The 25,349-nt window shown below is 66.8% G+C and carries 21 protein-coding genes and 2 tRNA genes; 14 read left to right on the forward strand and 9 right to left on the reverse strand.

Annotation, left to right across the window (positions count from 1 at the left end; genetic code table 11):
• Nucleotides 1-42: 42 nt before the first annotated feature.
• On the reverse strand, nucleotides 43-2,601 hold the full coding sequence (gene pepN / locus V4U86_RS08540) for an aminopeptidase N (RefSeq protein WP_395310823.1): 2,559 nt from the start codon (nucleotides 2,599-2,601) through the stop codon (nucleotides 43-45).
• A 97-nt stretch (nucleotides 2,602-2,698) separates the two neighbouring features.
• On the opposite strand from pepN, the gene V4U86_RS08545 reads away from it, so the two are divergent.
• On the forward strand, nucleotides 2,699-3,319 hold the full coding sequence (locus V4U86_RS08545; protein WP_395310824.1) for a DsbA family protein: 621 nt from the start codon (nucleotides 2,699-2,701) through the stop codon (nucleotides 3,317-3,319).
• A gap of 24 nt (nucleotides 3,320-3,343) precedes the next feature.
• On the opposite strand, the gene mgtE is transcribed toward V4U86_RS08545, so the two are convergent.
• Complete coding sequence (mgtE, locus tag V4U86_RS08550; RefSeq protein WP_395310825.1) at nucleotides 3,344-4,705, reverse strand: magnesium transporter; 1,362 nt, start codon at nucleotides 4,703-4,705, stop codon at nucleotides 3,344-3,346.
• 210 nt (nucleotides 4,706-4,915) lie between these two features.
• Between mgtE and V4U86_RS08555 the strand changes: the two genes are divergently transcribed.
• The 7 genes from V4U86_RS08555 (at nucleotide 4,916) to V4U86_RS08585 (ending at nucleotide 11,827) form a co-directional block, all read left to right on the forward strand.
• Nucleotides 4,916-6,313 carry a purine-cytosine permease family protein gene (locus tag V4U86_RS08555; RefSeq protein ID WP_395310826.1) on the forward strand — a complete coding sequence of 466 codons (1,398 nt, stop codon included), beginning with the start codon at nucleotides 4,916-4,918 and terminating at the stop codon, nucleotides 6,311-6,313.
• The gene (locus tag V4U86_RS08560; RefSeq protein ID WP_395310827.1) at nucleotides 6,310-6,756 is read left to right on the forward strand and encodes a nucleoside deaminase; all 447 of its coding nucleotides are present in this window, start codon (nucleotides 6,310-6,312) and stop codon (nucleotides 6,754-6,756) included. The genes V4U86_RS08555 and V4U86_RS08560 overlap by 4 nt, the downstream gene beginning before the upstream one ends.
• Nucleotides 6,753-7,712: an isopenicillin N synthase family dioxygenase gene (locus V4U86_RS08565; RefSeq protein ID WP_395310828.1), complete on the forward strand. Its 960-nt coding sequence runs from the start codon at nucleotides 6,753-6,755 to the stop codon at nucleotides 7,710-7,712. Before V4U86_RS08560 ends, V4U86_RS08565 begins: the two co-directional genes overlap by 4 nt.
• A 124-nt stretch (nucleotides 7,713-7,836) precedes the next feature.
• A complete protein-coding gene (locus tag V4U86_RS08570) occupies nucleotides 7,837-8,799 on the forward strand; it encodes an oxygenase MpaB family protein (protein WP_395310829.1) in 963 nt (320 codons plus the stop codon).
• A 5-nt stretch (nucleotides 8,800-8,804) separates the two neighbouring features.
• Entirely contained in the window at nucleotides 8,805-9,284 is a 480-nt protein-coding gene (locus V4U86_RS08575) for a ribose-5-phosphate isomerase (RefSeq protein ID WP_395310830.1), read from the forward strand.
• A gap of 13 nt (nucleotides 9,285-9,297) precedes the next feature.
• The gene (locus V4U86_RS08580; protein ID WP_395310831.1) at nucleotides 9,298-10,092 is read left to right on the forward strand and encodes an Fpg/Nei family DNA glycosylase; all 795 of its coding nucleotides are present in this window, start codon (nucleotides 9,298-9,300) and stop codon (nucleotides 10,090-10,092) included.
• Nucleotides 10,093-10,135: 43 nt separating this feature from the next.
• Entirely contained in the window at nucleotides 10,136-11,827 is a 1,692-nt protein-coding gene (locus V4U86_RS08585) for a cation:proton antiporter (RefSeq protein ID WP_395310832.1), read from the forward strand.
• 10 nt (nucleotides 11,828-11,837) lie between these two features.
• Here the strand turns inward: V4U86_RS08585 and V4U86_RS08590 are convergent, their stop codons facing one another.
• A complete protein-coding gene (locus tag V4U86_RS08590; RefSeq protein WP_395310833.1) occupies nucleotides 11,838-12,656 on the reverse strand; it encodes a hypothetical protein in 819 nt (272 codons plus the stop codon).
• 225 nt (nucleotides 12,657-12,881) lie between these two features.
• On the reverse strand, nucleotides 12,882-13,703 hold the full coding sequence (locus tag V4U86_RS08595; RefSeq protein ID WP_395310834.1) for a DUF1542 domain-containing protein: 822 nt from the start codon (nucleotides 13,701-13,703) through the stop codon (nucleotides 12,882-12,884).
• Between the two features lie 288 nt (nucleotides 13,704-13,991).
• Between V4U86_RS08595 and V4U86_RS08600 the strand changes: the two genes are divergently transcribed.
• Nucleotides 13,992-18,143, forward strand: coding sequence for a patatin-like protein (locus V4U86_RS08600; RefSeq protein WP_395310835.1), 4,152 nt, complete (start codon nucleotides 13,992-13,994; stop codon nucleotides 18,141-18,143).
• Nucleotides 18,144-18,192: 49 nt separating this feature from the next.
• Here the strand turns inward: V4U86_RS08600 and V4U86_RS08605 are convergent, their stop codons facing one another.
• Entirely contained in the window at nucleotides 18,193-18,387 is a 195-nt protein-coding gene (locus tag V4U86_RS08605) for a hypothetical protein (RefSeq protein WP_395310836.1), read from the reverse strand.
• 315 nt (nucleotides 18,388-18,702) lie between these two features.
• Nucleotides 18,703-18,773, reverse strand: a tRNA-Gly gene (locus V4U86_RS08610).
• A 128-nt stretch (nucleotides 18,774-18,901) separates the two neighbouring features.
• Between V4U86_RS08610 and V4U86_RS08615 the strand changes: the two genes are divergently transcribed.
• The 5 genes from V4U86_RS08615 to V4U86_RS08635 all read left to right on the forward strand — a co-directional run bounded on the left by V4U86_RS08615 (nucleotide 18,902) and on the right by V4U86_RS08635 (nucleotide 22,331).
• Nucleotides 18,902-18,975 (forward strand) — tRNA-Pro (locus V4U86_RS08615).
• A gap of 41 nt (nucleotides 18,976-19,016) precedes the next feature.
• Nucleotides 19,017-20,531 (forward strand): trigger factor, encoded by a 1,515-nt coding sequence (tig, locus tag V4U86_RS08620; protein WP_395310837.1) that lies wholly within the window; start codon nucleotides 19,017-19,019, stop codon nucleotides 20,529-20,531.
• A gap of 118 nt (nucleotides 20,532-20,649) precedes the next feature.
• Complete coding sequence (locus V4U86_RS08625; RefSeq protein WP_067995168.1) at nucleotides 20,650-21,249, forward strand: ATP-dependent Clp protease proteolytic subunit; 600 nt, start codon at nucleotides 20,650-20,652, stop codon at nucleotides 21,247-21,249.
• 38 nt (nucleotides 21,250-21,287) lie between these two features.
• Nucleotides 21,288-21,905, forward strand: coding sequence for an ATP-dependent Clp protease proteolytic subunit (locus V4U86_RS08630; RefSeq protein WP_395310838.1), 618 nt, complete (start codon nucleotides 21,288-21,290; stop codon nucleotides 21,903-21,905).
• Nucleotides 21,906-22,079: 174 nt separating this feature from the next.
• Nucleotides 22,080-22,331, forward strand: coding sequence for a hypothetical protein (locus V4U86_RS08635; protein WP_395310839.1), 252 nt, complete (start codon nucleotides 22,080-22,082; stop codon nucleotides 22,329-22,331).
• On the opposite strand, the gene V4U86_RS08640 is transcribed toward V4U86_RS08635, so the two are convergent.
• Genes V4U86_RS08640 through V4U86_RS08650 form a run of 3 tightly spaced genes read right to left on the reverse strand, consistent with a single transcriptional unit; the run spans nucleotide 22,328 to nucleotide 25,073 of the window.
• Nucleotides 22,328-22,699, reverse strand: a complete 372-nt coding sequence (locus V4U86_RS08640; protein WP_395310840.1) for a DsrE family protein — start codon at nucleotides 22,697-22,699, stop codon at nucleotides 22,328-22,330. The two genes, V4U86_RS08635 and V4U86_RS08640, sit on opposite strands and share 4 nt — an antisense overlap.
• A gap of 60 nt (nucleotides 22,700-22,759) precedes the next feature.
• Nucleotides 22,760-24,316 (reverse strand): HD domain-containing phosphohydrolase, encoded by a 1,557-nt coding sequence (locus V4U86_RS08645; protein WP_395310841.1) that lies wholly within the window; start codon nucleotides 24,314-24,316, stop codon nucleotides 22,760-22,762.
• 7 nt (nucleotides 24,317-24,323) lie between these two features.
• Nucleotides 24,324-25,073, reverse strand: a complete 750-nt coding sequence (locus tag V4U86_RS08650; RefSeq protein ID WP_395310842.1) for a hypothetical protein — start codon at nucleotides 25,071-25,073, stop codon at nucleotides 24,324-24,326.
• Nucleotides 25,074-25,349: the final 276 nt, after the last annotated feature.

Here is a 25,349-nt window from a genome sequence, read left to right on the forward strand (position 1 = left end):
AAACGGCGTGTCGGGGCGCCGACACGCACGCTCGCCGGGGACCTAGCTGACGTCGAAGGCGCGGGCCCGCAGCGAGCGCTCCACCCCGGCGCGTCCCTCCAGCACCAGACGGTGCAGGGCCGGCGGCACGTCCGGGCCGGACAGGAACGCGTCCGCGGCATCCAGCCCGCCCTGGCTGATGTCCCACGACGGGTACAGGCCGATCACCACGGTCTGGGCAACCTCACTGGACCGGCGCTCCCACACTCCCGGGATGGAGGCGAAGTACAGGTCCCGGAACCGGGCCAGCACCGCGGCCTGGCCCGGCTGGTTGAATCCACCCACGATGGCCCGGGTGGTGATGTTGGCCAGGGTGTCGTCCTCGATCACCTGCTGCCAGGCCGCGTTCTTGACCGTCACCTGCGGCCGGGCCGCGGCCGCGGCGGCCGCGTTGCGCTTACCGGCGGCCGTCGGGTCCCGCTCGGCCTCGGCATCGATGAACGGATGCTCGCTGCCTTCGGCGTCGATCACCCCGGCCGCGGCCAGCGCGGTCACGATCCGCCAGCGCAGATCGGTGTCGATCACCAGCCCGGCCAGGTTGACCTCGGCGGGTTCGTTGTCCAGCAGCGTCGAGAGCACCGCGACGTGGTTGGGCGAGAGCACCGAGGTGCACAGCGCGTTGACGAACGCCAGCTGATGATCCGACCCGGGCGCCGACTCGCGGGCCCGGTCCAGCAGCGCGTCACCGAACGCCGGCCAGCCGATCTCGGCGGCCCAGGCGGGGTCGGCGTAGGAGTTCAACGCGGTCTGGGCCTGCAGCAGCAGGCGCTGCGCCACACCGACTTCGGTCTCACCGTGGATGCCGCCGATGACCAGGGTGACGAAGTCGCGGGCCCGCATCTCGGCTTCCCGGGTCATCTCCCAGGCCGCCGACCAGGCCAGCGTGCGGGGCAGCGGGTCGGCGATGTCGGCGATCCGGGTCAGCACCGTCTGCAGGGACTGGGCATCCAGCCGCGATGAGCAGTAGGTCAGGTCGTCATCGTTGACCAGCACGAACTGCCCGCGCGAAACCCCCACCAGCTCAGGAACATCCGTGCGGGGCCCGGCCACGTCGAGTTCCTCGCGGCGCACCCGCACCAGCTTGCCGGACTCGTTCTCGTCGTAGATGCCCACCGCGAGTCGGTGCACCCGGGTTTCGCCGGCACCCGGCGCGGCGCCGGACTGCTGCACCGCGAACCGGGTGAAGTTGCCGTCGGCGTCGACGTCGAAATCGGCGCGCAGGGTGTTCAGGCCGGTGGTCTTGAGCCACTGCTGGCCCCAACCGGACAGGTCACGCCCGGACGACTTCTCCAGGGCACCAAGCAGATCCCCGAAGGTGGCGTTGCCGAATGCGTGGTCGCGGAAGTAGTCGCGCAGACCGGCCAGGAACGCTTCCAGGCCCACGTAGGCCACCAGCTGCTTGAGCACGCTGGCGCCCTTGGCGTAGGTGATGCCGTCGAAGTTCACCTCGACCGCATGCAGGTCCGGGATGTCGGCGGCCACCGGGTGGGTGGACGGCAACTGGTCCTGGCGGTAGGCCCAGGACTTCTCCACGTTCGCGAACGTCGTCCAGGCCTGCTTGTACTCGGTGGCCTCGGCCTGGCACAGCACCGACGCGAAGGTCGCGAAGGATTCGTTGAGCCACAGGTCATCCCACCACTGCATGGTGACCAGGTCGCCGAACCACATGTGCGCCATCTCGTGCAGTACGGTCTCGGCGCGCCGCTCGTAGCTGTAGCGGGTGACCTTGGACCGGAAGACGTAATCCTCCAGGAATGTCACCGCGCCCGCGTTCTCCATGGCGCCGGCGTTGAACTCCGGCACGAACAGCTGGTCGTACTTGCCGAACGCATACGGTTCGCCGAAGTTGCGGTGGTAGAAGCCGAATCCCTGCTTGGTCTCGGTGAACAGCCGCTCGGCGTCCATGAATTCGGCCAGCGAGGCCCGGCAGAAGATGCCCAGCGGGATGTCGCCGTGCTCGTCGGTGTAGACGTCGTCCCAGCGGGCGTACGGTCCGGCGATCAGCGCGACCAGGTAGGTGCTCATCTTCGGTGTGGTCACGAAGGTGTGGGTGCCGTCGTTCACCGACTCGGTTGCCCCATTGGAGATCACCTGCCAGTGCTCCGGAGCCTTGACGGTGACGTCGAAGGTCGCCTTCAGATCAGGCTGATCGAAACAGGCGAACATGCGTTTGGCGTCCGCGGTCTCGAACTGCGAGTACAGGTACACCTCGTTGTCGACCGGGTCGACGAAGCGGTGCAGACCCTCACCGGTGTTGGAGTACAGGCAGTCCGCGTCGACCACGAGTTCGTTGTGCGCGGCCAGTCCGGACAGGGCGATTCCGGTGGATTCGTCGTAGCCGGAGACATCGATCGCGTGACCGTTGAGGGTCGCGCTGCGGATGGTGTCGGCGGCGATGTCGATGTAGGTGTCCGCCCCGGCGAGCGCGGAGAACGTCACGGTCGTCACCGACCGGAATGTCTTGTCGCCGGTTGTCAGGTCCAGATCGATGCGGTAGTTGTCGACGGTCACCAGCACGGCGCGCTCGGCGGCCTGGTCGCGAGTCAGATTGGGAAGAGCCACGCCGACCAACCTAGTCCCATGCGGGGAACATATGCCCGGTGACGAGAGTTGTGCCGTCGTGGAGGCCCATTCCACCTGATCGAGAGGACTGTTCGTCATGGCTGCGGAGGACACCAAGAAAGACGTCGCGGGATTCTGGTTCGACCCGCTGTGCCCGTGGTGCTGGATCACCTCGCGCTGGATCCTCGAGGTCGAGAAGGTCCGCGATATCGAGGTGGATTTCAACGTGATGAGCCTGGCCGTGCTCAACGAGGGCCGCGACCTGCCCGAGGAGTACGCCGAAAAGATGAAGGCGGCCTGGGGCCCGGTGCGGGTGGCGATCGCCGCCGAGCAGGCCCACGGCAAGGAGATCCTGTCCCCGCTGTACACCGCGATGGGCACGCTGATCCACAACGAGGGCAACACGGACTTCGACGATGTGATCAAGAAGTCACTGGAGCAGGTCGGTCTGCCCGCGGAGCTGGCCGAGGCCGCCGCCACCGACAAGTACGACGACGCGCTGCGCAAGAGCCATCACGCCGGCATGGATGCCGTCGGCGATGACGTCGGCACCCCGACCATCCACGTCAACGGCGTCGCGTTCTTCGGCCCGGTGCTCTCCCGCATCCCGCGCGGTGAGGAGGCCGGCAAGCTGTGGGACGCCTCGGTGACGTTCGCGTCCTACCCGCACTTCTGGGAGCTCAAGCGCAGCCGCACCGAGCGCCCCGAGTTCGACTGACCCTGGATCAAGGGGGCCGGCCGGTCAGAGCCCCTGTAGCTGGGACAGCGTCGCGTGGGCGATCATGAAGTAGATGATCAGCCCGGTGCCGTCGACGATGGTCGCGATCATGGGCGCCGACACGACGGCCGGGTCGATCCGGCACTTCTTGAGCACCGGCGGCAGGATCGACGCCACGAACGACGACCACAGCACGATGGCCGCCACCGTCAGGGTGACGGTCAGGGTGATCTCCGGGCCGACCCCGAGCGTCCAGGCTCGGATCAACGCGGCCAGCGCCATGGTGGCCGCGATCATCATGCCGGTGGACATCTCCTTGGCCAGCACGGCGGGCACGTCCCGCAGCCGGACCTGACCGGTGGCCATCGCGCGCACCAGCGTGGTGGTGATCTGGGTGCCGGTGTTGCCGCCGGTACCGATCAGCAGCGGGATGAAGAACGCCAGCGCGACGACGGCCTCCATCTCCTCCTCGAAGTGACGCAGCACGGTGCCGGTGTAGGCCTCGGCGATGAACAGCAGCAGCAACCAGCCGACCCGCTTGCGCCACAACAGCCACGGCGATGCCCGCAGATAGGGCACCTCCAGGGGTTCGGAGCCACCCTGACGCTCGGCATCCTCGGTGACCTCTTCCTCGGTGATGTCCCCGGCGGTGTTCTCGGTCAGGATCCCCAGCAGCCGGTTGTCGGCGTCCACCACCGGCACCGCGACGAGGTTGTAGTCCATCAACGCCTGTGCGGCCTCTTCGGCGTCGGTCAGCGGTGACACCGACAGCACATCGCTGTTGGTGAGCGCCGCGACCGCCTCCTGCGGGTCGGCCAGCACCAGGTCGCGGAACGCCACCACACCCAGCAGGCGGCGCTCGGTGTCGGTCACGTAAACGTAAGCGCCGCTGCGGGAGTCGCTGCGCAGAGTGGCAGCGTCGTTGCGCAACGCACGGACCGCGTCACCGACGGTCATGTCCGGGCGCACCGTCAGCGCTTCGGGCACCATGTGCGCCGCCACCGAATCCTCGGGCCAGCTCAACAGCCCGCGCATCGCCTCGGCCCGGTCCTGCGGCAGGGCAGCGAGCAGCCGCTCACGGGGCCCGGCCTTGATCTCGCGCAGGATGTCGGCGGCATGGTCGAGGTCGAGGACCACCACCAGCGCGGCCGCATCCTCGGCGGTCATCGCCGCCAATACCCGCGCCGCCAGCTCGTCGTCGACCGCCTCGAACAGGTCCGTGGCACCGTGGTGGTCGAGCAGCGGGCCGAGCGCGCGCAATTCGTCGGCGGCCAACTTGGCCAGCTGGCGGGAGCGCTCGGCGGGATCCCTGACCGAATCCAGCCAGTCGGTCACGTTCTCGCCGGCAATGGCCTGCCGTATCGACGGTGCGGTGGTGCTGCCCATCCGGGACTCCAAATCTTCTCGATTGCGAAGACAATCTAACGTGCCCGTCGCGGGGTGACGACGTTCGGGATGGACTGTCCGACAGGGCATTTTCGGATGAACAAAGGCTGTCGTGCGGGTGTCCGGGAAGCGCACGGCAACGAAATCCGTAGGTGTGAAATTCGCTCGTTCCGGTTGCAAGCATGTGCCGGGCGCGTCAAAGTGCTCAGAATGACAGCGGCTGAACCCACCACCGACGGCACCTACCGGGACCGGATCGTCGCGGTCGAACCCGGCGGCAACGAATTCATCGCCGAGGCCGACCGGCACGGCAGGCCCAGTCAGCTGTTGTGGACCTGGGCGTCGCCGAATCTGGAGTTCGCCACCATCTTTCTGGGCGTGCTCGCGGTGTCCTATTTCGGGATGAACTTCTGGCAGGCCGCGGCCGGCATCATCGTCGGGGCCGGGCTGGGAGCGGTGGCGCACTTCTTCCTGTCCGCCCGCGGACCGCAGCTGGGTGTGCCGCAGATGGTGCTGGGACGTCTGTCCTTCGGCTATAAGGGCAATGCGGTGCCCTCGACGCTGATGGCGATCACCGCCGGTGTGGGCTGGTTCGCGACCAACAGCATCAGCGCCGCCTTCGCGCTGTCGACGTTGTTCGAACTTGCACCGCTGCTGGCCCTGCTGTTGGTGGTGGCCGTGCAGACCGCGCTGGCCTTCTTCGGGCACAACCTGGTTCAGGCGTTCGAGCGCTGGGCCTTCCCCGTGCTGGCCGTCATCTTCGCCATCACCTCGGTGCTGATCATGACCAAGGCCGACCTCGGTGCCCCCGCACTCGACGGCGGGGTCGGCGGATTGGGCGGATTCCTGCTCACCGTGGGCACCACCTTCGGCTACGTCGCCGGGTGGGCACCCTATGCCGCGGACTTCAGCCGCTACCTGCCCAGCAGCGTTTCGCCGATCCGGACCGGATTGTTCGCCGCCGCCGGGCTGTTCGGAGCCTGCACCATCCTGGCGATCGTCGGGGCCGCCTCGGTCACCATCGTGACGGCCACCGTGACCGACAACCCGACCGATGCATTCACCAGTTCGTTGCCCGGCTGGCTGGCGGCCGCGACGCTGCTGGCCATCGCGATCGGTGCGGTCGCGGCCAACGCCATCAACGTCTACTCGGCCGGGATGGCTTTCGTGACGACCGGTGTGAAACTGCCGGCGCACATCGCCCGCGCGTTGGCGACGGCGTTCTTCGGGCTGGCCGGTTTCCTGGTCGCCTGGTGGGCGCTGGCCGATGCCGCCACCAGCTACAAGAGCTTCTTGTTCCTGATCGCCTACTGGGTCGGCCCGTGGCTCGGCGTGGTGTTCGCCGACCAGTTCCTGCGCCGCGGTCACCGCGTCGACGGATTCCTGTATGACCGCACGTATTCCAACTGGCCGGGACTACTGTCGTTCCTGATCGGCCTGGTGGTGTCGTTCTTGTTGTTCTGCAATCAGGAGCTGTTCGTGGGTTATGTGGTGCGGGCGTTGCCCGAGCTCGGTGATATCGGATTCTTCGTCGGCTTCCTGCTGGCTGCGGGCAGCTACCTGGTGCTCTGCCGATCCAAGGTCGAGGCCGAGAAGGTCGCCGTATGACCCCGGAGCAGATGCTCGACGTCGCCGTCGACGAGGCGCGAAAAGGACTGGCGGAGGGTGGTATTCCGATCGGTGCGGCGCTGTTCACCAGCGACGGTGTGCTGCTGGGCAGTGGCCACAACAAGCGGGTGCAGGACGACGACCCGTCGGTACACGGTGAGACCGACGCCTTCCGTAAGGCCGGCCGGCAACGCGACTATCGCTCGACGATCATGGTGACCACGCTGTCGCCGTGCTGGTACTGCAGCGGGCTGGTGCGGCAGTTCAACATCGGGGCGGTGCTGATCGGGGAGAGCCGCACGTTCACCGGCGGCCATGACTGGTTGGCCGAGAACGGGGTGCAGGTGACCGTGCTCGACGATCAGCGGTGCGTGACGATGATGGAGGAGTTCATCGCGGCGCGGCCCGACCTTTGGAACGAGGACATCGGAGTGGCCGAATGAGCACGATTGCGACAGTTGATATCTCGCGTTGGTATGCCGGCGGTCCGGCCGCCGAGGCGTTGGCCGCCGAGGTGGACGAGGGGCTGCAGCGGGCCGGGTTCATCGTCGTCACCGGGCACGGTGTGGACCCCGACCTTGCCGCGGCGGTACGCGCGGCCAGCCGAGAATTCTTCGCCCTGCCCACCGAGGTGAAGCAACGCTACTCCGTGCCCGTCGGCGGTCACGGCTGGATCGGTCCCGGCGCGGAAGCCAACGCCTACGCCGAGGGTACCGAGACCCCGCCGGATCTCAAGGAGAGTTTCAGTCTGGGCGCCGAGACGCAGACCGGTGATCCCGAGGTCGATCGGATCTGGTTCGCGCCCAATGTCTGGCCGTCCGAGGTGGGGCACCTGCAGGCGCTGGTCGACGAGTACACCGCTGCCATGCGCAGACTCTCCGATGACCTGCTCGCCCTGTTCGCCAAAGCCCTTGGGCTGCCGGACAACCCGTTTGCGGCGCTGGCGAGCCGGCCGACCTGGACGATGAACATCAATCACTACCCGCCGGTGAGCGTGGTCGGCGAGCCGGAACCCGGACAGTTCCGGATCGGCCCGCACACCGACTTCGGCACCGTCACGGTGCTGGATCGGGAGCCGGGTGCCGGTGGGCTGCAGGTGTATTCGGAAGAGGCCGGCTGGGAGGACGCGCCGTGGGAACCCGGCGCGCTGACCGTCAACATCGGCGATCTGTTGGAGTACTGGAGTGGGCGGCGCTGGCCATCCGGCCGGCACCGGGTACTGCCCCCGCAGCCGCATGCCCCCGAGGAGGACCTGGTCTCGCTCATCTACTTCTACGAGGCCAACCACGACGCTCTGGTCACCCCGCTGGAACCGCCGGTCGGCCGGGTCGCCGGGCTGGACCCGGTGACATCGGCCGATTTCATCAAGGAGCGCCTCGACGCCATCACGGTGGGCTGACCGGGAAGCGCCCGCCCAAGACGGGCATTGACGTCGGCCGTACCGCCACGCACAATCAGGAAACAAGCGTTTCCAGATTGTGGGGTGCAACATGAGCGTGCCGACCCGGGGCAACCCGCGGCCAATGACATCGCGTCGGCGGCCGCCGCGTGAACTGCGCGATCTGCTGACGACCGTGGGGCTCACCAACGGTGTGGCCAACATCATCATGCAGCTCTCGTTGCCGCCGGTGGGGCACGGTGTCAGCGAGAGCCGGGTGGGGTCCGGCAGTCCGCGCCGATATCCGCTCAAACGGGCCCGCACCACCGGCCAGTACCTCGCGCTGGCGGTCATGGGCAGCGAGGCCGACCGTGATGTCATGCGGCAGGCCGTAGCCGGAGTGCACAATCATGTGCACTCCACCGCCGACAGCCCGGTGCGCTACAGCGGGAACAGCCGCGAGCTGCAGGTCTGGGTTGCCATGTGCCTGTTCCGGTTCTTCCTCGATCAGTACACGCTGGTGCACGGCGACCTCGACGACGACACCCTCGACGAGTTGGTCCGGGCGGCCGAGCCGCTGGCCACCGGGGTCAACGTGCGGTCCTCGGAATGGCCGCAGACCTGGGCTGAATACCGCCGCCGGTGGGATGCGATGCTGCCCAACCTGTCCATCGACCCGGTCGTGCACCACGAGTTCCTGACCCTGTCGGACCTGTCCTTCGTCGGGGAGGCGTGGGGGCCGATCGGCTACCTGCTGGCCCGGATCGGCGCGCGCCCCTACCGGTTCATGACCCGCGCCACGCTGCCGCCCGAGTTCCGCGAGATGATGGGCTGGGACTGGACCGCTGCCGACGAACGCCGATTGCGGCGGGTGCTCGCGGTGCTTCGCGTCGTCGACACCGTCATCAACCCGTACGCCATGCAGGTGGCCTACCGGCTCCAGGTGCTCGACTTCCGGACCCGGCGACGGCTGGGTCTTCCGGTGCTCGGCAAGATGCGCATCCTGGACACCATGATCCGGGACGGGGGAGGTGCCCGGCTGTTCGCCAGGCGCCGGCGGGACAAGTCGGGTGATACCGGGGACGGTCTGCGCCGCGAAGTAGGGTAGGCGCCATGCGCGTCTACATCGGTGCCGATCACGCCGGATTCGAGTTCAAGAAGACCATCATCGATCATCTGCAGAAGAGCGGCCACGAGCCGATCGACTGCGGTGCCTACACCTACGACGCCGACGACGACTACCCGGCGTTCTGCATCGACGCCGCGGTCAAGACCGTCGCCGACCCAGACAGCCTGGGCATCGTGCTCGGCGGCTCGGGCAACGGCGAGCAGATCGCGGCCAACAAGGTGCCCGGCGCCCGGTGTGCGCTGGCCTGGAGTGTGGAGACCGCGAAGCTGGCCCGCGAGCACAACAACGCGCAGCTGATCGGACTCGGCGGCCGCATGCACAGCGAGGAGGAGGCGCTGGCGATCGTCGACGCCTTCTTGTCCACCCCGTGGTCGGAGGCCGAGCGCCACCAGCGGCGCATCGATATCCTGGCCGCCTACGAGGTGGACCACGTCGCACCGCCGGTGCCCGGCGCGCCCGCCTGACGCGGATTGATACATGCCCGAGGGGCACACCCTGCACCGGCTGGCCCGGCTGCATCAGAAACGGTTCGGCCGTAAGCCGGTCATCGTGACCAGTCCGCAGGGCCGGTTCGAGGAAGGTGCGGCCGCGGTCAACGGCCGCGTGCTGCGCCGGGCCGACGCCTGGGGTAAGCACCTGTTTCACCATTACGACGGCGGCCACGTGGTGCACATCCATCTCGGCCTGTACGGCAGTTTCACCGAGGCGCCGTTGCCGCTGGATGAACCCGTCGGGCAGGTCCGGATGCGGATGATCGGTACCGAGTACGGCACCGACCTACGCGGGCCCACGGTGTGCGAGGTGATCGACGCCGGCGCCGTCGACGACGTGGCGGCCCGGCTCGGGCCGGACCCATTGCGTCCGGACGCCGATCCGGCCCGGGCATGGACCCGAATCGCCAAGTCCCGCAGGACCATCGGCGCGCTGCTGATGGACCAGACGGTGATCGCCGGGGTCGGTAACGTCTATCGCAGCGAGTTGTTGTTCCGGCACCAGATCGACCCGTACCGCCCCGGCACCAAGGTCGACGCCGACGAGTTCGCGGCGATGTGGGCGGATCTGGTGGAGTTGATGAAGGTCGGCGTGCGACGCGGAAAGATCGTGGTGATCCGTCCGGAGCACGATCACGGTGCCCCTTCGTACCGACCCGGTCGGCCGCGCACCTACGTCTACCGGCGCGCCGGTGATCCCTGCCGGGTGTGCGCAACGACGGTGCGCACCGCAGAACTGGAGGCCCGCAACGTGTTCTGGTGCCCGACCTGCCAGACCTGATGCGAGGTCAGCGTCGATCCCGGCCACCGTGGAGAATCTTGATGTGGAACTCATTCTCGTGGTCGTCGGAGCGATCGTCGTCACCGCCATCTCGCAGCGCCGGGGGCTCGAACCCGCGCTGATCATCGTGGTCGTCGGCATCGCCTTCTCGTTCCTGCCGGATTTCGAACCGCCGGAACTGGATTCGCACATCCTGCTGACCGTGGTACTGCCACCGCTGCTGTACACAGCGGCGCTGAACTTTTCCTTCCCGACGTTCCTGCGCAACATCCGGCCGATCCTCGGTCTGGGTGTCGGCCTGGTCGTGGTGACCGCGTTCGCGGTGGCGTTGGTGTCCTCGTGGCTGGTGGTGGTGCCGCTGACGTTCGCGACCGCACTGGTGCTGGGGGCCATCGTGGCGCCGCCGGATGCCGTCACCGCGGTCGCCGTCGGGCGCAAGCTGGGCCTGCCCAAGAAGGTGATGGCGATCTTGACCGGGGAGAGCCTGATCAACGACGCCGCCGCCCTGACCCTGTTCAGCATCGCGGTGGCGCACGTGGCCGGCACGCATACTTTCATCGCCAACCCGTTCCTGCTGTTCACCTACAGCGCGCTGCTCGGGCCGGTGGTCGGCGGCCTGCTGGGTTACATCACACTGTGGATCCGCAAACGGCTGGCCAACCCGGGCCTGGAGACGGTGCAGGGCCTGGTGGTGCCGTTCGCCGCGTTCATCCTGGCCGAGGAGATCCACGCCTCCGGTGTGCTCGCGGTGGTGGTGGCCGGATTTGTGGTCGGCAACGGCACGCTGTCGGCCGGCTACCAGACCCGGCTGCAGGAACGCTACGTCTGGAACTCGGTCGACGTTCTGCTGGAGGCGTTCGTCTTCGCCTACATCGGCCTGCACCTGCGGTTCGTGCTCGAAGACCTGAAGCAGGCCCACGAATCGGTGTGGGAGGTGCTGGGCGGCTCCATCATCGTGCTGATGATCGTGCTGGCCATCCGGCCGCTGTCGGTGCTGCTGATGTTCGGTCGCAGCAAACTGGCCCGGCACGTCGAGGCAAAATGGAGCGTGCCCGTCCCCGAGGGTGAACTCCGCGGTGGGCGCGGCCGCGCGAGAAGGTCCGGGGAGCCGAGGAAATGGCGGTCCCGGATCGACCGCCGCTCCTTGACCTGGCAGGAGAACGTGGTGGTCTCGTGGACCGGGATGCGCGGGGTGGTCACGCTGGCGGCTGCCGCCGCCATCCCGGTGACGACGGTCAGTGGGCAGCCGTTCCCGGAGCGGGCCACCATCCAGGCGATTGCGTTCGTGGTCGCGATCGGCACCTTGCTGATCCAGGGCTGGACCCTGCCCATGTTGATCAAGCGGCTGCAGCTGTCCCGGTTCAACGACGACCACGCCGCAGACCGGGCCGAGGAGCTCAAGTGTGAGCAGGTGGTGCACGACGCCGCCGAGGAGGTGCTCGCCGAGTTCCGGGCCAACCCGCCGGCCGGGGTCAATCCCGAACTGGGCCGCGAGATCCGCGCGGTGATCGCCCGGCACGCCCAGGACGCCGACGAGATGCCGGACCCGGAGGCGCACACCAAACGCGCCGAGGTGTTCTCCCGGGTCTACCGCTCGGTGCTGGCCGCCCAGCGCGGCGCCCTGATCGCCGAACGCGACGAGGGCCGGATCGAGGACGAAGCGGTGCGCGCCATGCTGGAGCGCCTCGACCTACAGGAGGCGGGCGTGACCGCGCGGCTGGAGAGCCGGCTGTGATCGAGACGCGCTAGGGCGCTGCGGCAGTGTCGGCTTGTGCGGATTTTTTGTCTTCCAGTTTTTTCGCCAGGGTTTCGGTGCCTCTCTCAAAACCCTTTTCGACGGCGTCACCGACGCTCTTGGAAAGAGTCGACCACGGTGTCTTGCCGATTTCCTCGGGCTTGATGTCGAGGAACGAAGATTCGCCGCCCCGATTCCAGTCGAATGCTTTTCGGAGTTCTTTGACGTCCATCGCGCCGTGGTTGAGGTAAACGTACATTCGGCCGAAGCGAAGTGCGTGCCGGCGTGACAGCAATGTCACGCTCTCGTGAAAGAACGAACGGGCGAGGGCAATCAGGTACTTCACCGCGACAAGGACAACTGCGCCGAGCGATATCGCCGAGACGATGCGGAGGATGAGTTCGTTTCGGGTGAGGTCCGCCCCCTCGGGGACCACGCTGGCATGTTGCACGATGTAGACGGCGAGGACCGCCAGTGCGGTCACTGCGGTGAGGGACGCGAGCACGCCGGCCCTCGACATCCGTCGAGCGCGGGCTGTCAGGACCGCCTGGGCCTTCTCGACGAACAGATCAACTGCGGCAAGCTGGAACAACGCATCGTCTGCGAGTTTCGGTCCGCCCGTTCCGAAGGCCTTCGCCAAGTCGCCCATGGAGTCGTTGAGTGTCTTGTTCCGGCTCTGCAGCAGCGTGGCGATGTGCCCGAAATCCTCATCCAGCGGGCCACCGTTGGAAACCACCCGCAGCCATTTATATGTGCGGGCCCAGCCTGACTTGATCCGCGCGCCGCATGCCGATGCGCATTCCTTGACGCGCTCGCGATTCAGATCCACGCATCCCCCCTGTTTCGAATGCGCCAAGTCCGCGGTGGACTGCGACAAAGGAATCAGCGAAATAATGAGGAATGGGGGCAAGAAAACCTATGGCGAACGCCAAGGTGTGATCGAACTCATAACCGTGGAGCATGACGATTTGAGCGTGGCAATTGCGCATTTGATTGCGTTTACAAAGAGTCGGCTAATTCTCGCATCGGCGATCGACCGACTACCGGCGGTGGATCAGAAGTCGAACCCGCCGAAGTCGCCGCCGAAGTCGCCACCACCGAAGTCGCCGCCGCCGTCCCAGCCGCCGCCGTCCCAGCCACCCTGGTCACCGCCGCCATCCCAGCCGCCGGCGTCGCCTCCGCCATCGCCGAGCTGGCCCTGGTCCAGGCCGTCCTGGAAGCCGTCGCCGTAGCCGTTCTCGAAGGCCTGTGCGTCATAACCGACCCCGGCCATGCCACTGAACATGGTGGAAAACAGCAGGGCCGAACCGAGACCCCAGGCGCCGGCCACCAGGGCCGGCTTCCACCACGGCTCGGAGTACCAGCCGGCTGGGACCGGGCGGCCCGCGACGCGCCCGCCCGGGTAGTAGTTGGGGGTGCGCTCGGACGGTGTGGGGGAGGCCTCGATCTGGCGGCCTTCGAACTCGACCCGCCGGTCCTCGGTGACGGAGCCTGCGGAGCGTTGGCCGGCAAGGGATTCCAGTTCCGGCCCGGGATCCATGCCCATCGCTACGCGCGCCGCGCGCACGTAGTAGAGCCCTTCGACGGCGCTCTCCTTGGCGAGTTCCGCCTGTTTGACGGTGGTCGCCTGGTCGATCTGCGACGACGCCGCGGTGTAGCGCTCGGAGGCGTCGGCCATGGCCTGCTTGGATGCTTCGTCCGTGCCGGTCAGGTTCAGTACCTGACCGCCGAGGCGTTCGATGACGCGGCGGGCATCGGCCTGGGCGTCGGCCAGCGACTCGGCGGACCGCCGGCCGTTGGCCTGTGACGAGGTGTAGACGACGAACGCGATGGCCGCGATGACCAGGACGATGAGGATGAGCAGCACGCCGTTCATGGCGTCCAGCGTACCGACAGGAAGCCGGATTCCCTGAGGGCGAACACAGCGAACAGGACGGGTATGCCGTCGCCCGCGACGGCAGGGTGTACCAGGTCGTCGGAACGCCGGACGGTCGACGTCGGTCGACTTTCGGTGCGGGCCGGGGCGCGGTCGACCCGGCTGCCCAGGTGTGGCCAGATCGTGAGACGACGTAGGTAGTTCGCTACTCATAGCGCCGGCGGTGTCGCCGGTTACCGTTCGATCGTGCCCGCAGTGTGGTGATGAACCGAAGACCCGAGGTGACCCGTGACGACCCAGACTTCCAACACCTCGCCCGCGATGCCGACCGCGGTCCGCAATCTCACTGCCGAGGTCGAGGATCCTGAGGTCAAGAAGGAACTCCGGATCGCGATGACCATGAACGGTGGCGTCAGCCTTGCGGTCTATATCGGTGGCGTCGCACACGAATTCAATCGACTGACGCGGAGCGAGCCCTACGCTGACCTGCTGGATGCGATCGGTTACAGCCCGCCGGTCATCGATGTCATCACCGGCACCTCCGCCGGCGGCATCAACGCAGCGGCGTTGGCGCTGGCGCAAGCGAACGTGAACTCCGATTTTGCGGCATTGCGGGATCTCTGGGTCGACCGCGGACAGATCTCGGATCTGCTGCGCGAACCGTTCCACAGCGGTGCGCCGTCACTTCTCAAGGGCGACGACTATTTGTATCCAGAGATACGGAACGCCTTCGCGCAGTTGATCAAGAATTACGAACGTGCGACCGTCGCTGCGGATGATGGTCACGTGCACGACGCCCTTGACGGGCCTGTTTGGCGTCCGGTGGACCTGACGATTACGACGACCCTGCTGTCTCCGGTTCCGGCGATTTCGGTGGACGACCTCGGCTCCAAGATCGAACAACCCAAGCACGCGGGACAGTTCAGATTCACCACCGAGTCGACGCGAAATGGCAACAGGGTCCCCGATATGTTCGCCGAATGGGACAAGTCGAATCCGGATGATCATTCGATTGTCCGTACCGTCGAGGCACTTGCCCTTGCCGCTCGCGCCACCGCGAGTTTCCCCGCCGCGTTCGAGCCGACCCTGATCCCGGTGAACTGCACCGGCGAACGTCCCGACGGACGACCGGACATGGCGGACTACGTCGACCCTGATTGGCTCGACCCCGATGACCTCAAAGCCGATCGTTCGCGCTATGCCGTCGATGGCGGTGTCCTGGCCAATACACCGCTGCGGCACGCGCTCAGGGCGATTCATCAGCAGCGGGTATCGAACACGCTCGTGCGCCGGGTGCTCGTGCTCGTCCACCCACATGCGGTCACCGCCGGCGCGGTGGTCATTCCAGCTGATTCCTCGAAATCACCGCCGACTCTGATCAGCGGGTTGGCCGGGGTGATGGGGGCGTCCTCGTCGGTCGGCTCGCTGAGCTACGTCGAGGACGTCCACAAGCACAATGAGCAGGCCTTGCGGGCACGCGACGGCCGACGCACCACGTTGGAGAAACTTCCGTCGACCGACGAGGTCGACAAATTTCTCCTCATGACCTGGCCGTTGATCCGGCACCTGCGGTTGCGCCGAGCCGCCTTCGTGCTGGCCGACCAGATCAAAGACACCGAGAATGTGCCGCTCACGAAGGTCACGGCCTATGCCGATGCCCTTCTGCAAGACGAAGATTCGCGGGGCCGGCTGCCTTTCCTGCCCAAGGAACCACCGGACGTGGGCGGCTATCGGGACGACGAATGGCAGTGGGGTCTCGATCTGGCGACCGGAATCACCACATTGGCCACCGATCTCCTGCGCACTGTCGTCGCCGCCAGACGCAAGTTCGATGATTCGGAGGGGATCATTGAGCTTGCGGTGACCGCCTGGAACCACGCCGTGAATGGCGGCGTCCGGCTCGACCGGCTCGGTCACCACGAGGAGCGGCAAGCACGCGGGGATGTCATCGATCCCGACGCGTCGGTGGGAACGCGGGTCGAGGCCCGCGTCATGGCCGTCCTCGCGAAGTACCGCCGCAGGATGGGGCCGCCGGAAGTCCCGATCGATGGCGATGATGCGGTTCAGCAGCTGTCGGAAGCCGACAGTCGATGGCCCAGCTGGCTGATCGGGCTGGTGCGGGGGCGTCTTGACGACGAGCTTGACGGACCTGCTGCGTCGGTGCCCGGCGACGCTGACCATCACGGCACGAGGGTGATGGCAATCCTCGACGGGGTCGCGAACTCGCTATACGACGTCATCGCCGAGCTCAATCGGGTCCAACCGGCCGCGGCGGTGGGCGTCGGCAACGCCGTGGGACGGTCCGTCGATCGACGGTCGGTGTCGTCATTGCTGGACCCCGGCAACCTGTTGCGGGTCGCGGTCGGCAACGGTGGCATCTCGAAGTCCAGGCACAGGGGTCGAGAACTGTTGTGCCTGCTGCACCGGATCGAGCTGATCTCGTATTCTTTCGGCGAACGCGACATGGCCGAGACTGTGCACACCGCGCCAATCGAGTTCGCCCAACTGAGCGCGCAGATCCAGCAGGACTTCGCCGACCGCTTCTCCTCGGACGACAAGCTCGCCGGCATGTCGCTCAACCGCTTCGGGGCATTTCTCAAACGCTCGTGGCGAGCCAACGACTGGATCTGGGGTCGCCTGGACGCCATCAAGTTGATGATGCTGCTGACCTTGACTCCGCCGGTGCTGCGCGGCGTGTGCCAGTGCCCGGGGTGGAAGGAATTCGCTCCGGCTGAGTGCGCCGAGAAGTTCATCGACAGAATCGTCGCCCTCACCGCGCCGAGCAAGGACGTACTGACGTATCAGTGCTTTTGTCGGACCGGAGAACTGCAGGAGTTACGGAAGCGTGCGGTGGCGCAGGTGGTCGAGGCGCTGGCGGGCGACGACGCGCCGTTGACCGATGTTGCGAGCCTGGCGGCGTACGGATTTCAGATTCGTGCGGCCGAAGAGGACGTTCCCTGGCTTGCCGGGACCATTCGCGATGACGAGGCGGACGGCGGGTCCGGGTTCCAGACGACGGCATTTCTGCACCGGTTGCAGGAGGTGGACCGCCGCGCGGGCAGTTCCCATATCCCGCGGGGCTACACGCTGTTGAACTTGTTCGTCGAATCGAAAGTCGGTCAGGAAGCGCTTTCTGAACAATTGCCGACCGATTTGATGATTCGTACGGCGGCTACCGCCGCGGCCGCGACGGTCACCGCGCTGAGTTCGGATCGATCTGGCCTGGGTGTGGCACGGCCGTTGACCAGAGGCCTCCGCGGGATGGTGGCGTTGCCCTACTGGGTGCTGTTCGGCCTCAGTGGGCGGGGGCAACTCGGTCGAGCCCTGTCGGCGACCACGTTGGCTTTCGGAGTCGCGCTGCTGGTGCTGGCCCTGGTCGCCGAGCTTCCCGGCGTGCTGGCGGCCATCGTGCCGACCGTCGGCGCCGCGTCCCTGCTGACCGTTCTGGTGTATGCGGCATTCAGGACGCAGTCCGTTGTCCACAGCGCCGCGCTTCTCGGGCTGTTCATTCCCATCACCGCGTGCGGTATCAACCGAATAGCAGCAGTTGACGCCAAACCGTCTGACACACAGGCGAGCACCGCAACGGTCACCGCGGCTCTGTCGCCGAACAGCATGGCGTTCGTACTTCTGTGCCTGGCACTGGTGATCGGCGGTGCGGTCCTGGTCGCCAATATGCGCACGCACAACAAGACCCCGCTGCGTTCGCTGCGGGAGGTGGCCACCCGCGCGGTGCACCACGTCAAAGCCTGGTTGAAAGATCCTTGGCGGATCGTTCGGACATTCGTGTTGGCGGCGGTCATAGCGGGGCTCACATGGTTGGTCGCACACAACCACCAACGGGTGTTCCTGGCTCTGGAGTACGTGCGGGAGCGGCTGTGGGCTGACATCGCGGAGAATCCTTGGCTTGCACTGCTTGTCGCAGTCGGCATTGCCGCGGTCGGGGGCGTGTTCGCCGTCTGGGCGGGGGATCGGCTTCGGCCGCGTCCGGTTGACGGGCGTCGGCGGCTGCTGACCGATCCAGCCGGGATCGCCACGGCGTGGTCGCCAGTTTACGGATTCCTGTATCTCGCGCTGGCAATCGGCATTGTGACGGTGCACAGTCAATCTCCTGACGAGTGGGTGGTCGTGTCCTTCGCTCTCTCGGTCGTCTTCGGCGTCTCGTTCTGCCTCATCCTGGTGTTCGCCATTCCGGCGCAACGGAAGCGGCGGCTCATTCGACGGCTGGCCGCCAGGTACGGCCCAGGCCGGATGCCGGCCACCGAGGAGTTTCAACTCAGCGAGTTCGAAAAGCTCGGTGAACTGTCGCGGTACCTGACGAACCGCGATGGGACGAAGCTGTCCCGCAGCGGTGAGCGCGTGCTGCGCCGGGCGCGCCGGCAGCACCAGCGCAAGTACATCCATGCCCCGAAGGCTCGCGTCACCTCGGGCGTCGGCTGAGACGCCGGAGCCGTTGGATGTTCGTCGAGGCGGGCCGGGGGACGCTCACTCACCCTTGGCGTGCCCGATTGCGCTCCCGCCAGAGTTTCTTGATGGCCCTACGTTGTCGCCTGGTCCCGTAGTAGCGCAGGAACTCCTCCTGCTCGCGCTGGTTCATGTGGATCCAGTCACCCTGCAGCCACCGCTGGGCGTACTCGGGATCCAGAGATCTGGGATCGGCAGGCCACTGTTCATAGCGGTCCACGGCACCACCCGCCCTCGGTCACCGGCAGCGACGTGGTCCGGATATGGGTCGTCACATGCGACAGGTTGGACATCCTCCATCCATCCTGTCGCGGGTAAGCGCAACCTGAGGTGAGTAGCGCGGTACCCGAACTGTCGGCATGCGCGGGGTGAGCGGAGTATGCGCAACTCCAGTAGGTGAGGCGGCTCCAGTAGGTGAGGCGGCCCAGGGAGCCCCGCCCCAAACACCGGCGCTAGGGACGACGAACTCGAGCCTGGGTAGCCCACGAAAAACGGCCCTACCAGCGTTTCCGCCGGTAGGGCCGTTCTGCATCTGAGCGGGCGACGGGAATCGAACCCGCGTAGCTAGTTTGGAAGACTAGGGCTCTACCATTGAGCTACGCCCGCATGCGGTGCATCGGAGACTGTACCGGCCGTGGCGCAATCAAATCCAATTGATTGCCTCACGACACGTGCCCGTAGTATCTCGCGTGGTCGGCGTACGTGCGTGCCGACCACGCAAGCACGGTTAGGCACGGGGTGTAGCGCAGCTTGGTAGCGCATCCGCTTTGGGAGCGGAAGGCCGCAGGTTCAAATCCTGTCACCCCGACCGCACGAGCACACCGAACCAGACACACAAGGAGTAACGCAGTGAAGAGCACCGTCGAGAAGTTGAGCCCGACCCGGGTTCGGATCAACGTGGAGGTGCCCTTCACCGAGTTGGAGCCCGACTTCGATCGCGCGTTCAAGCAGCTGGCCACCCAGATCCGGCTCCCCGGCTTCCGTCCCGGCAAGGCCCCCCGCAAGCTGCTCGAAGCCCGCATCGGCCGCGGCGCCGTCCTGGAGCAGGTCGTCAACGACGCGCTGCCCAGCCGCTACAGCGAGGCCATCACCTCCGCCGAACTGCAGCCGCTCGGCCAGCCCGAGATCGATGTCACCAAGCTGGAGGACGGCGAGGAACTGGTCTTCACCGCCGAGGTGGACATCCGCCCGGAGATCGAGCTGCCTGACCTGAGCTCGCTGAAGATCACCGTCGACCCGATCCAGGTCGGCGACGACGAGGTGGACACCGAGCTGCAGAACCTGCGCGCCCGCTTCGGCACCCTGACCGGTGTCGACCGCCCGGCCGCCGAGGGTGACTTCGTCTCCATCGACCTGTCCGCCACCGTGGACGGTGAGGAAGTGCCCGAGGCCGCCACCGAGGGCCTGTCCCACGAGATCGGCTCCGGCCAGCTCATCGAGGGTCTGGACGAGGCGATCGTGGGCCTCAAGGCCGACGAGAGCAAGACCTTCACCACCACCCTGGCCGCCGGCCCGCACGCCGGCAAGGAAGCCGAGGTCACCGTCAAGGTCAACTCGGTCAAGGAGCGCGAGCTGCCCGAGGCCGACGATGAGTTCGCTCAGCTGGCCAGCGAGTTCGACACCATTGCCGAGCTGAAGGAAAGCCTGGTCGAGCAGGTCAGCCGGGTGAAGCGCATCCAGCAGGCCGAGCAGATCCGCGACAAGGCGCTCGAGGTGCTGCTCGAAGACGTCGAGGTTCCGCTGCCCGAGGCGATCGTCAAGGCGCAGGTGGACGACACCCTGCACAACGCGATCCACGGTCTCGACCACGACGAGGACAAGTTCAACGAGTCGCTGACCGAGCAGGGCAGCAGCCGTGAAGAGTTCGACGCGGACAACCAGAGCAACGCCGAGAAGGCCGTCAAGACCCAGCTGCTGATGGACGCCATCGCCGACAAGCTGGAGATCCAGGTCGGTCAGGGCGATCTGACCGAGCGCCTGGTCCTGATGTCGCGCCAGTACGGCATCGAACCGCAGCAGCTGCTGCAGGTCCTGCAGCAGAACAACCAGCTGCCGGCGATGTTCGCCGATGTGCGTCGCGGCCTGACCATCGCCGCGGTGGTGGACGGTGCGACCGTCACCGACACCGACGGCAACGTCATCGACACCGCCGAGTTCTTCGGCCCGGCCGGTGGCCCCGACGCGGCGGCAGAGGCCCCCGCCGAGGTGGAAGCCGCCGAGACGGACGCGACCGAAGCCGACGAGACCGACGCTGAGGCCGCCGACGAGAAGAAGGCCAAGAAGGCGAAGAAGGCCGACAAGGCTGAGAAGGCCGAAAAGTCCGAGAAGAAGGCCAAGAAGAAGGCTGACTCCGAGGACGAGTGACGCGGACGCGCGTGACGCTGTGAGCGAAAGCGCGCGTTTCAGGGAGTGCACGATCGCGCCGGTTGGTTAGTGTTCGTGTGTACGTAGACGAGAAAGCAGGTATTCAGTCGTGACTGAGATGCGATCGGGCGCGTCGGGGCTCAACCTCATCGACTCGGTGTATGAGCGGTTGCTCGCCGAGCGCATCATCTTCCTGGGCACCCAGGTCGATGACGACATCGCCAACAGGTTGTGCGCGCAGATTCTGCTGCTGGCCGCAGAGGATCCCACCAAGGACATCCACCTGTACATCAACTCGCCGGGTGGATCGGTGACCGCGGGCATGGCGATCTACGACACCATGGTGTTGGCGCCGTGCGACGTGGCCACCTACGCGATGGGCCTGGCGGCTTCGATGGGTCAGTTCCTGCTCGCGGCCGGCACCAAGGGCAAGCGTTACGCCCTGCCGCACGCCCGGATCATGATGCACCAGCCGTCGGCGGGCATCGGTGGTAGCGCCGCCGACATCGCCATTCAGGCCGAGCAGTTCGCTCTGACCAAGAAGGAGATGAACCGGTTGAACGCCCAGTTCACCGGTCAGACCCTGGAACGCGTGGAGGCCGACGCGGACCGTGACCGCTGGTTCACCGCCCCCGAGGCGCTGGAGTACGGCTTCGTCGACCACATCATCACCAGTGTCAGCGTCAACGGCGAAGGACCAGGAGCAGGAATCAAATGAACCGCGACTTTCAACCGCACGGCGGAACAGTGAACCCGATGCAATCGCGCTACATCCTGCCGTCGTTCATCGAGCACTCCAGCTTCGGCGTCAAGGAGTCCAACCCGTACAACAAGCTGTTCGAGGAGCGCATCATCTTCCTCGGTGTGCAGGTTGACGATGCCTCGGCCAACGACATCATGGCTCAGCTGCTGGTCCTGGAGTCGCTGGATCCCGACCGCGACATCACCATGTACATCAACTCCCCGGGTGGTTCGTTCACCTCGCTGATGGCGATCTACGACACCATGCAGTACGTGCGTGCCGACATCCAGACGGTCTGCCTCGGGCAGGCCGCCTCGGCCGCCGCGGTGCTGTTGGCCGCCGGCACCCCGGGCAAGCGGCTGGCTCTGCCGAACGCGCGTGTGCTGATCCATCAGCCCGCCGTGGGCGGTGCCATCCAGGGTCAGGTCTCGGATCTGGAGATCCAGGCCGCCGAGATCGAGCGCATGCGCAGCCTGATGGACACCACGCTGGCCCGGCACACCGGCAAGGATCCGGCGCAGGTCCGCAAGGACACCGATCGCGACAAGATCCTGACCGCCGAGGAAGCCAAGGAGTACGGGATCATCGACACGGTCCTGGCCTACCGGAAGCTCTCGGCGCAGAACGCCTGAGCGCCAAGACACCACACTCGGCCCCGGCTCGCATTGCGAGCCGGGGCCGAGTGCTTTGTCAGGGTTCCTTCGAGGCCGGGTCCGGTCCAAACTGGCTCTAGCGTCAAAAGGCCCCGGTGAACCGGTGCGCGTGCCACCATTGCCTCGTCGGGAATCTCCGGGGAGGAGGCAACGATGACGATCAACCCACGACGCGCGATGCTCTGCGCGCTGCTGTGCTCGGCCGGCCTGTTCGCGCAAGGGATTTCGCCGGCCATCAGCCTGGCCGAGGAGCCCGTGTGTCCGTACGGGACCTACTGGAATCAGGTGGTTTCGCAGTGTCTACCGATCGGCGTCAACCCGGTCGTCGGGCCGGCAGGACCCGTCGGAGTCGGCGGCGTCGTCGGCCCGGTGGGCCCCGGCCCCGCCGGACCAGGCCCGCGCTAATAGCTGAATGTGGTGGCGCCGTCGCCGATCCACTCCCATAACTGCACCGTGCCACCAGGCTGCGCGTTGGCGACGAAGCTGCCCGAATCCAGCTGCTTGGAGTCGATGCAGATGGGGCAGACCAGATACCGCCCACCGGCCTTCTCGTAGCGTTCGATCAAGTTGGGCAGCGGCGGGCAACCCTCGCACGCCGTGCCGACCGCCACGCCCGGAACCACCAGGCGCACCGCCTCTTTCGTGAGGAACATGATTGTCGGGCGGCCGGATTCGGCAGCGCCGACGGCCATCAGGAACGCAACTGTGACACGTTCGGCGTCCTCCAGGCCGGTGGTCAGGCTGATCGCCGCTCTGTTCGTCGTATTCGTCATACCCTGATCGTCTACTCCCGAGCGCCGGGGCACATGGGGCGTTTGCCCCAGAACAAAACGCTAGATCGATTCGACCAGACCGTGCTTCAGCGCGTACATGCTCGCTCCGATCCGGTTGCAGGCGCCGATCTTTGCGTAGGTGCGCTCGACATGGTTGCGCGCGGTCTTCGCGCTGATCACCAGCGTCTCGGCGATCTCCTTGTTCGACATCCCGCGGGCGACCATCCGCAGGACGTCCACCTCGCGCGGTGTCAGCCCGTCCGGCCGGACCCCGGCGCGGCGGGTGCGATGCCCGGCGGCGTGTAGAACGGACTCCACTGCGGCCGCATCGAGTTCACCGGCCGCCACTCGGCTGCGAAGTCGACGCATCGCCGACTCCGGAGTCTGCTCGGACCGGTAAGGCCTTGGTTCACAGGCAGATTGGTAGCTGACCGCGGCGGCCAGAATACGGTCGGGGAGGCCGAGTGCCGAGCCGGGCAGGCCTCGCGGATAGCCGGAGCCGTTCAGGCATTCGTGATGGTTGCCGGCCAACTGGGCCACCGAACCCAACCCGGGGACCTGACTGAGGATGCGCACCGTCAGGTACGGGTGTAGCCGCACCCGCTCGAACTCACCGGCGGTCAACGGCCCGGCCTTGGACCAGATCTGGTTGGACACCCCGATCCGGCCGAGGTCGTGCACATGGCCGGCACGACGAGTCAGGGCCACGGCGTCGGCGTCCAGCCCCGCCGTCACGGCCGCATCGCCGGCCAGTTGCGCCACCGCGCGCGAATGACCAAGGGTGAAGGGGCATTTGAGGTCCACAAAGTCACCCAGTGCGACCAGCAGGGTGTCCAGTCCCTGATCATCGAGCGGCACGTGGCGGTCCGGTGCCTCATGCAGTGCGGCCGCCCACACGTCCCCGGCAGCGGGTCCGGCCAGGATCGCGTCCGCGTCCCGGACGAAGACGTCGACCACCTGCGGATCGAACTGCCCGCCGCGGCGGGCGGCGGCCAACGCCACCGCGGCGGTCACCCCGCGGGTGCGGTGGTGCACCTCCACCAGATCCGCCAGCTGGGCGATTCGCATCTGGATCGGGATGGTCTCGCCGCGTGCCCCGGTCGGCATGCCGCCGCCGTCAAACCGTTCGAAGGCGAATCCCAGCGCGGCCTGCACCTCGGGGCCGAGCCCCATCCGGTCGGCCAGCAGTGCCGCAGAGGTGCAGTGCGAGTGGATCATTCGGGACAGGTGGCCGCGCGCGTCGACGAACAGGGTGGTCATCACGTTGAGCCGGCGGCCCAGCGGTTCACCCCGGGCGATATTGCTCACCAGGAACCGCAGGAACGGCAGGCCGGCCGCCTCGGACAGATAGGTGTCGTGGCGGACGGCGATGTCGTCACCGAACCAACGCGCGTACTCATGGGAATCGGCGTGACAGCCGATCCACATGATCAGCGTCGTGTAGTAGACGGCGTCCCGCTGCGGGCCGGTCAGCCCCAGCCGGTCGGCCAGCCTGGTGGCGATCAGCGCGGACCGCAGCATGTGTTCACCGGGCTGGCCCAGGCCCAGATCGACGGCCACCGACAGCGCCGCGAGCATTTCGGCGCGGGTCGGGGTGTCGGCCGGCGTGGGGCCCATCGGCTGATTATGCCTCGGTGCCGGGCAGTGGCCGGGTTCGTTCGGCAGCCGCGTGACGGGTCGGGTCGTAGACGTCGAAGTGCCCCGATCCGACCACGAAGATGCCGCGTTGCGGCGGACGGAAGTCGCCGAGTTCGGCCTGCTCGCCCAGCGGTCCGGGCACCCCGAGATCGACGCCGTCCAGCGTGGCCCGCCCGGAGGCCAGCCAGACCTGGCGCGGGGCGATCATGAAGCGCTGACCGTTCGGGGCGGTGCCGGCCAGCTGGATGGTGCCGGCCCGCAGCATGGTGCCGGCGGTGCTGCTGATCACCCGCAGGGCGGTCTTGTCGGTCCAGGCCCGTTCCGGTAGGGCCCGGCCGAGCGCGCTGACCAACCGCGTCATCGCCGTGGCGCGGATGTCGACGGTCCACTCCAGCAGCCCGTCGATCGAGACGAACAACGTCCACGGGTTCACCCAGGCGACGTCGATTCCGCACTGGACCGCGTCCTGCGGCGTCGCGGCGCTGAAGTACCGGGCGCAGCTCTGCTGGCCGGGGGTGGTGGCATAGAAGGTCCAGACGCCGTGCGGGTCGCGATGCCACACCGAGCGGTAGCCGGGGGAGAACGTTGTCGCGGGGAAATACCGCAGGGCGAGGTAGTGGCCACTGGCAAAGGGGAAGCCCATCACGCCGAAGCCGACGAAACGTTCGTCGTCGCCGTGCGGGAGGACCGGATGATCGAGGACCGCGGTGGCGGCCTGCAGAGGTGTGTATGTCATGTGACTCACGCTGCTCTCCGGTATCCGCGCGCACATGGGGCAGTTGCCCCACATTTCTGCGGGCGGATCGGGCCAACTCGATAAACGGCGCCGTCACCGACGCGGACGGCGCGGTACTGTGGGGAACTGCTGGACAACACGTTCGGCCAGGTTCCGACCACCGCGATCGCGTCACGGTAGCGACACGCCAGGGACACGGCCCGCGTGCCGCCCGGTGGCAAGCGATGAGGAGAGATATGTTCTCCTGCACGCGAACAAATACCACCGACGCGATTC

This window comes from Mycobacterium sp. AMU20-3851 (assembly GCF_043974665.1).
In the GTDB taxonomy this organism is placed as follows: Bacteria; Actinomycetota; Actinomycetes; order Mycobacteriales; family Mycobacteriaceae; genus Mycobacterium.